The organism is Bradyrhizobium yuanmingense (assembly GCF_900094575.1).
Classification (GTDB): Bacteria; Pseudomonadota; Alphaproteobacteria; order Rhizobiales; family Xanthobacteraceae; genus Bradyrhizobium; species Bradyrhizobium yuanmingense.
The window spans coordinates 1-5,858 of record NZ_FMAE01000062.1 but is presented as its reverse complement, the minus strand read 5'-3'; the positions used below and the strand labels follow the sequence as shown (position 1 = coordinate 5,858).

The window sequence follows — 5,858 nt, the reverse complement described above, 5'->3', positions numbered from 1 at the left end:
CAGGACGCTGATATTGCCGCAGCGCCAGCCCTTTTGGAACTCGCGCCACCCATGTCTGCCCTCATTGGCGACAAAGGGTACGACGGCGATGGCTTTCGAGCCGAAATCGTCGATCGTGGTGCCAAGCCCGTCATTCCAAACAAATCCAACAGGGTCACTCTCCACAGCTTCAGCAAACGCGCCTACAAGGGGCGCAACGTCATCGAGCGCTGTTTCTGCCGCCTCAAGGATTTCAGGCGTGTCGCAACTCGCTACGACAAACTAGCCACGAACTTCTTGGCTGCCGTCCATCTCGCCGCCATCGTTGCCTATTGGATCAATTGAGTCCGAGCCCTAGAGTTTTTCGCCGTGATCACGTTGGCGGGCTGGATGCGCCGACGTGGTTTTGCAGTAAAATCGGCGGTCGATTGCCGATCGCGCAATGGGGCCGCTCTTCGTTGTAGTATCTGCGCCAAGTCTCCACCTTTTGCTAGGCGTCCGCAAGAGACAGGAACCAGTGGCGTTGAGGCATTCGGCCCTGAAGCGGCCGTTGAAGGCCTCAATGAACGCGTTGTCGGTTGGCTTACCTGGCCGCGAGAAGTCCAGGGTGACACCGCGCTGGTAGGCCCAGAGGTCAAGATCGCGGGACACGAACTCGCTGTTCTTGATCGACGCGGATCGTTGCCGGGACTCCCACTTCCTTGCAGGCCCTTTCCAGCACCTCCACAACATCGGTGCCGCGGAAGGTGAATCGCGGCGCCAGCGCCGCGAGAAGCGGGAGAAGGTATCGACAATCGTGAGCACGCGCAGCTTGTGTCCGGTCGCCAACTGGTCATGGACGAAGTCCATCGCCCAGGTCTCGTTCGATCGCGTCGCCGGCCTGCGATCATCGCGCAGCTTGGCCTTGACCCGGCGCTTCGGCGTTTTGTTGCGTAATTGCAGGCCCAATTCGCGATAGATCCGCCGCGTCTTGTTCTGGCCATGGCGCCAGCCTTCACGACGCAGCAGCACGTGAACACGACGATAACCGTAGCGGATACGAACATGGCAGATCTCCTTGATCTTCTGTTCGAGGGCAGCCTGGCCGGAGCGACGGCACTTGTAGTGGTAGGTCGAGCGGTCAAATTCGAGAGCGTCACAGGCCCTGCGGATCGAGACCTGCCATTCGCTGCGGACCGCGTCGACCAGCATGCGCTTCCGACCGGGCTTCATAGCTTTCGGCGGATCACGTCCTGCAGCATCTCCTTGTCGAGCGACAGGTCCGCGACCAGCTTCTTCAGCTTCCCGTTCTCCTCCTCGAGCTGCTTCAGCCGACGCATCTCGGTGGGCAGCAGCCCGTCATATTTCTTCTTCCAATTGAAGTAGGTTGCCTGGCTGATCCCGGCCTTACGGCAGATCTCCGCCACCGCAACCCCGTCGTTGCCCTGTTTCAGGATGAACGCCTTCTGAGCATCTGAAAACTTCGAGGCCTTCATGGTCCATCGCTCGTCCCAGCCGAGGGATTCGGCAGCGAGAACTCTAGCCAAAAATGGTCCAGTTTGTCGGCCTCAGATCATCGCACGATTCGAAGGATGCGCCATGGGACAAGTTTTACACGGCTGCACCACCACGACGGAGGGAGTCCGTCGAGCAATACAAAATAGTCAAAAAGAGCCTAAGAGCACTCGCCAAGCGCTATGGGATCAATAGAAGACTGTCGCGAAGTGAAGCAGCGCGAGACCGTCGCCGATCGTTCGACAGGCCCCAAGGGAGCCAATCGACAATCCTTCCATCGAGAAAGAGGTGATCGTCGCCGCTTTCCGGAGGCACAGTGCTGCTGCCGCTCGATTGGCTCTAAGCCCTGCAGCCGAGCATACTCCATCTGACGCGGAGCTCCAGGGCGCTACGTTACGATTGACCCTTCGCGGTGGGAGCGCGAGTACGGGAAGAAGCCAAGGGGCGCCGCTATTGGCGCATCCGGATCGTATCGCCCAGTATTTCGGTCAAAGACTATGAATTCAGGACGGAGATCCCATTGATGTTCCCCAGGACGCGCAGGGCGGCAATAGAGAGGGCGCGGCAACTCGGTTCGGATCAACTGGTGCTACCGTGAGGAACGATGACGGCTTGGACAATCGAACGCATGGTTTACCGCAAGACGCGCCGACGTGAGATAATCGTCGGCCATCGCACCGCTGATGTCGCGTCGCGGGAAAGACCTCGTCGAGCGCCTTCCAGAAGCCGAGCGCGTCATGACCAACGGCCACTTTTTCGGGGCGATCTTCAGCCCACGGGTTTTGGCTTCGACGAGCAGTTCGTGCCAGCTTTGCGCGCTCTCGCGCACGCCGACTTGGAAGCCGATGAGTTCCTTCTTGCCTTCCGGCGTCGCGCCGATCAGCACCAGCATGCATTTGCTGTGGTCTTCCATGCGAGCCTGCAGGAAGACGCCGTCCGCCCACACGACCTCCAGCTGAACCGATGACAAATGGAGGCTGTGTCGTGATGGCGAATGAACAGGATGGTTATCATTGGACGTATTGCCGGATCGAAATCGACAAGCCGGGTGCCATCATAATTGAGCAGATGGATGATGAAATCTCCATTGCCATTGCGAGCGTCGTCGGCGTTTACCTCCAAGTGACGCCGGGGCAGGCACGTGAGTTATCTCTATCTTTAGCTCTGCCGGCGGAGAACGCGGAATAATTCCGCGCCTCAGCCAAGATGTAATGGTGCGCGCCCCACCATCGCCGCGGGATTTCAGTCAGATTCCGCCATACGGGGCGGGCTGTTGCCCTGGTGAAGCGACAGCTCAGCTCGGTCCAGCTTCTTAACGGTCGACCAGTTAATCGCAGCGTGCAGGTACCTGCACGCCATCGTAGCTTATGAAGTCTCCCGGCCGCCCAATTGCGCAATTTCTTTTTCGATCGCGGTCCGTTCATGGCTGTTTGAATATCGCCGCTCCTCTTCGAATTCCCGAATTCGTGGACGGCTGATTCGCGAGGTTGACCCATCCTGATTGGTGATCAAGCTGGTTTCGAGGATGCTTTCCGCCCAGCGAAGAACGAAGCGGCCAGTATCGCTGGTCTCGCGCCATTCAGTTGTTTTTACAAGTTGCTTCATCATTTCGCCCCATCCCCGAAAAAAGGAGTCGCCGTGGGAGGTCCACCCGAGCAGGGGTAGAATAATCAACTCCAGTCGCCCCTGAAACCACTCGTGAATTAACATTTCAGGTGAGTGATTCGGGCCGAACGCATACTGGCAGTATCTCAGACAGAGATATACCTAGCGCGCTGTCTGCATGGATGTGAGTGTCTTGTAACTGCAGTACGCGCCAACCTGATGTTGGGGCATGACCATTCAAAGCAGAAGCGAACTGGTATGTGGACCAGCCTCCGCAAGGAGCTGGATATCGCGCCGCATTTGCCGCTTTGCCCCTGGCGTTCTCGCTGAGCATCTGGAGTTTCCGGTTTTTCCGCTCAGCGACTACGCGAAGTTGGCTCCTGACGCGGTCGCTTACCTACGAACAGGCAACGGTCAGAAAGACTTCTCGGCCGTGACGCTTGCGGTCGGCCAGGAGCGCTTCATTGTGAATAACGATGCCCACGACAGGAAATGGCAGGCCGCTGATATCAGTCACGAATTGGCCCACGGGCAACTACGACAAGACTATGGAGGAGGAGGCCAACTGGCTCGGACCGGCGCTCCTGGTCTCGGACGAGGCTGCCATGCACATCGCCGCCCTCAGCCTCACGATTTCGAAAGCGTCCGACATGTATGGCGCAAGCGAGCCGCTGGTCCGCATGCGGCTCAACGTGACCGGCGCCTACCAGCGAGTGGCGAACCGCCGCCGCTTCGCGCGGGCCTAGCTGCGCCCGCTGGATCGCGGGAGCGATCTAAGCGGCTGCTTGCGGCGCGGCGCGGGTGAATTCATCAAGCTTGCCATCAAGCTCGAAGAAATTTGCGGCAGCTTGGCGCAGTTCCCGAGCCGCTTGACCCCAAAACGCCACCTCGACCTTGAAGCCGCGCTCGATCAGCTTCTCGACGACCGGCACATAGTCCGAATCCCCGGCCACCAGCCGGATATCGTCGTTTTCCTTGTCGATGACGTTGAAGTGTCATCCATCATCGCCGTGGCGATCGCCACGTCGACCTTCTTCTCCTTATTGCCGGCGTTCTTGTTGTAGACGTGGGTCTTGAAGCCGACCTTGTCGACCATCTTCCAGAAGGAGTCGCCGGGAGGTGGCGAGCCCCACAACTTGGCGACGGTGTCCTCCCCGCTGAGATATTTGTACAGCGTGCCGTAGTCGAGCATCCAACCGTGATCCACAATGCCGTTTCTCATGGCTTCGGCAATGTTCTTCGCCTTGCCCTTTTTGGCGGCCGAGACGCGGGAGCCTCGATGTAGAGGTTGGAATTGTCGACGTAAGTGTAGGTGGTCATGCGGGCGCTTCTCCAATGAGGATCGTGAGAAAATGATCAAAATAATGATTTAGGAGAATAATGACCCGAGCGAGCCGGAGCTTCGTCGATATGGGCATGCGGTACCAGGTCGCAAGGCCTCGACCCCCAGACGCCGCACATTTTTGATCGCCGATGAGCTTCGCGAGCGGACTAGGCCACTGCGGGTGAAGCAGAGCCTTGGCCAGCATCAAGCAGTTGGGCTGGAGTTCTAAGCCATCACCACGCCCGCACCTCGACAGGAGGTCTCGAGTGCCTCTAAGATGTAGGGGAAATAAGTTCGCGGAAGCCGGGTACGGAGTGGGGCAGTGAACTTCCAGGTGACGGTTCTCAAGGTGCTGGTCAGCTATCCAGACGGGTTCGCCGCCATGGCCGACCTCAAGCGCGATATGGCGATCCTGGCGACCAGCGGACGGGACTGGAGCGAGCGCACGAAGCGATTGGCGGCCCGCGTGCCCGACCTGGATATCTTCTCCCAAGGTCTCATCGAGCGCATGAACGGTGGCTGGCGCATCACCGACAAGGGTCGTGCGGTTCTCGAGATCATGGAGGCGCGGCCCGCACCCGCCCAGGTGATGGAGCCGCCTAATGTCCACGCGGTCGAGGGGCCGACTGCAGCCACGACGCTGCCATCGATGCCTTCGATAGCGCTAGTTCGACGTATGCGGAAACGCAGGCGGCGCCAGCACGACGCTGTCCGCCGACGACAAGCGAAGGCGTCGTAAGTAACGGCGGTTGGTTGGAAATTAACCAGCGGTTTCGGTCATTCGGAAAATAGGAAAATATTCCATAAAAAAGTTATGCGAGCGCGGTGCGCTTCAAGATTGCTGGGCAATTATTACTTCCGCCGCCGCTTCATGAACGATCGTTGCTTCACCCGCCCTGGCCGCTCGGCGTCGACTTGCTCAACGCAGACCGCCGCCGCCTCGTCAATCGCGATCTATGCGATCCGGCGGAAATCGAACTGCTCGTAGCCATCACGACACTCCATGCCTCCAGCGACAATTTAACGGAGAGCTTGTTTCAGGAATAGCGCTTCTGTCGATGAACGCGGCGCTGTACGTTTCGTACAAAGCGATCAGCGCGGATCCAGCACTCACTGCGGATCTGGATAACGTACAGATTCTTTCGCACTTTCAGGATTGACGGCTTCTTCTAGAATGAAGGAGCTTTGAATGAACGATGGGAATGCCATGGGTCAGGTGATCCAAATTGATGAGGCCCGGATTCGAGATCACCTGGGCGAGATGGTCCGCGGGACAGTGGAAGAGACACTGAACGCGATGCTGGAGGCCGAAGCGGACCAGCTGTGCGGTGCTGGGCGGTATGAGCGCAGCCCGGCGCGGCAGGACACGCGGGCAGGCAGCTACGAGCGAACGCTGCAGACCAAGGCGGGCGACGTCAATCTGAAGGTTCCGAAGCTACGGCGGCAAACCTTCGAG

General features: G+C 58.8%; 11 protein-coding genes and 2 pseudogenes. 7 read left to right on the top strand and 6 right to left on the bottom strand.

The window, feature by feature from the left end:
* On the top strand, nucleotides 1-324 hold a 324-nt coding region (locus tag GA0061099_RS38535; RefSeq protein ID WP_074448212.1), incomplete at its 5' end, for an IS5/IS1182 family transposase.
* A 9-nt stretch (nucleotides 325-333) separates the two neighbouring features.
* Here the strand turns inward: GA0061099_RS38535 and GA0061099_RS38525 are convergent.
* Entirely contained in the window at nucleotides 334-1,170 is an 837-nt protein-coding gene (locus tag GA0061099_RS38525) for a DDE-type integrase/transposase/recombinase (RefSeq protein WP_244429441.1), read from the bottom strand.
* Nucleotides 1,171-1,187: 17 nt separating this feature from the next.
* Nucleotides 1,188-1,454, bottom strand: coding sequence for a transposase (locus GA0061099_RS42610; RefSeq protein ID WP_036032180.1), 267 nt, complete (start codon nucleotides 1,452-1,454; stop codon nucleotides 1,188-1,190).
* A gap of 103 nt (nucleotides 1,455-1,557) precedes the next feature.
* Between GA0061099_RS42610 and GA0061099_RS42605 the strand changes: the two are divergent.
* Nucleotides 1,558-1,855 (top strand): annotated as a pseudogene (locus GA0061099_RS42605) (IS481 family transposase); the annotation flags it as partial.
* Between the two features lie 292 nt (nucleotides 1,856-2,147).
* On the opposite strand, the pseudogene GA0061099_RS38515 reads toward GA0061099_RS42605, so the two are convergent.
* Nucleotides 2,148-2,422: pseudogene (locus tag GA0061099_RS38515) on the bottom strand (transposase); the annotation flags it as partial.
* Between the two features lie 38 nt (nucleotides 2,423-2,460).
* Here GA0061099_RS38515 and GA0061099_RS38510 point away from each other — a divergent pair.
* Nucleotides 2,461-2,661 (top strand): hypothetical protein, encoded by a 201-nt coding sequence (locus tag GA0061099_RS38510; RefSeq protein WP_036032177.1) that lies wholly within the window; start codon nucleotides 2,461-2,463, stop codon nucleotides 2,659-2,661.
* Nucleotides 2,662-2,838: 177 nt separating this feature from the next.
* Here the strand turns inward: GA0061099_RS38510 and GA0061099_RS38505 are convergent, their stop codons facing one another.
* Nucleotides 2,839-3,081 (bottom strand): hypothetical protein, encoded by a 243-nt coding sequence (locus tag GA0061099_RS38505; RefSeq protein ID WP_141697811.1) that lies wholly within the window; start codon nucleotides 3,079-3,081, stop codon nucleotides 2,839-2,841.
* Between the two features lie 473 nt (nucleotides 3,082-3,554).
* Here GA0061099_RS38505 and GA0061099_RS41960 point away from each other — a divergent pair, with 473 nt between their 5' ends.
* Complete coding sequence (locus GA0061099_RS41960; RefSeq protein WP_199751077.1) at nucleotides 3,555-3,824, top strand: ImmA/IrrE family metallo-endopeptidase; 270 nt, start codon at nucleotides 3,555-3,557, stop codon at nucleotides 3,822-3,824.
* Between the two features lie 27 nt (nucleotides 3,825-3,851).
* Here GA0061099_RS41960 and GA0061099_RS41955 read toward each other — a convergent pair whose 3' ends face one another.
* A complete protein-coding gene (locus GA0061099_RS41955) occupies nucleotides 3,852-4,010 on the bottom strand; it encodes an NYN domain-containing protein (protein ID WP_244429440.1) in 159 nt (52 codons plus the stop codon).
* Nucleotides 3,989-4,270 (bottom strand): PIN domain-containing protein, encoded by a 282-nt coding sequence (locus tag GA0061099_RS41950; protein WP_199751078.1) that lies wholly within the window; start codon nucleotides 4,268-4,270, stop codon nucleotides 3,989-3,991. The genes GA0061099_RS41955 and GA0061099_RS41950 overlap by 22 nt, the downstream gene beginning before the upstream one ends.
* Before the next feature lie 454 nt (nucleotides 4,271-4,724).
* Between GA0061099_RS41950 and GA0061099_RS38490 the strand changes: the two genes are divergently transcribed.
* From GA0061099_RS38490 to GA0061099_RS38485, 3 genes are all read left to right on the top strand, one after another.
* Nucleotides 4,725-5,141 carry a hypothetical protein gene (locus GA0061099_RS38490; protein WP_036032173.1) on the top strand — a complete coding sequence of 139 codons (417 nt, stop codon included), beginning with the start codon at nucleotides 4,725-4,727 and terminating at the stop codon, nucleotides 5,139-5,141.
* An 86-nt stretch (nucleotides 5,142-5,227) separates the two neighbouring features.
* A complete protein-coding gene (locus tag GA0061099_RS40875; protein ID WP_124163421.1) occupies nucleotides 5,228-5,449 on the top strand; it encodes a hypothetical protein in 222 nt (73 codons plus the stop codon).
* Nucleotides 5,450-5,591: 142 nt separating this feature from the next.
* On the top strand, nucleotides 5,592-5,858 hold a 267-nt coding region (locus GA0061099_RS38485; protein WP_208604909.1), incomplete at its 3' end, for a transposase.